This is a genomic window from Streptomyces chlorus, from assembly GCF_042655885.1.
Lineage (GTDB): Bacteria > Actinomycetota > Actinomycetes > Streptomycetales > Streptomycetaceae > Streptomyces > Streptomyces chlorus.
The window spans coordinates 1-670 of record NZ_JBHSOA010000118.1; the positions used below are offsets into that span (position 1 = coordinate 1).

General features: G+C 64.5%; 1 pseudogene. It reads left to right on the plus strand.

From position 1 onward, the window contains the following. Positions 1-127: 127 nt before the first annotated feature. A pseudogene (locus ACFPZI_RS33345) lies at positions 128-616 on the plus strand (IS701 family transposase); the annotation flags it as partial. Positions 617-670: the final 54 nt, after the last annotated feature.

The following is a 670-nucleotide window of genomic DNA, read 5'->3' on the forward strand; positions in this document are numbered from 1 at the left end:
CTCCACCAACTCGAACCAGCATCCCCACCAACCTACGCCCCGAAAGAGGAACCCTGCACTAGTAGGGCTTGGTCAGGTCGGCGTTGATGGTGCGTGTCCTGTGGGTCCGGTGTGTCGTTGAAGATGCGTGACTCCGGAGGAAATTGCATCTGTGCGTGTCGAGTTGGAGGACTTCGCGGCAGAGGTCTTCGAGCCGTTCGCGCGTAATGATCAGCGTCGGTGGGGGCAGGTCTACTTGCGGGGTCTGCTCACCGATGGGCAGCGCAAGTCGGTCGAGCCGATGGCGGCCCGGCTGGGTGAGGACGGGAACCGGCAGGCTCTTGCCCATTTCGTGACGACCAGTCCGTGGGATCCGGCGCACGTGCGGGCTCGGCTGGCCTGGAAGATGGAAGCGGCGATCCGGCCGAAGGCGCTGATCTTCGACGACACCGGCTTCCTCAAGGACGGCCATGCCTCGGCGTGTGTGTCGCGGCAGTACACCGGCACCGCGGGCAAGGTCACCAACTGCCAGGTGGGCGTTTCACTGCACCTCGCGTCCGATCATGCCTCGGCGGCGGTCGACTGGCGGCTGTTCCTGCCCGAGACCTGGGCCCCCGGGGGGGCTTCACCCAAGGCCGGGTAGTTAGCGTTTTCGCAGTTCATGCAAGGGAGTTGAGGAATTCTCCACTCA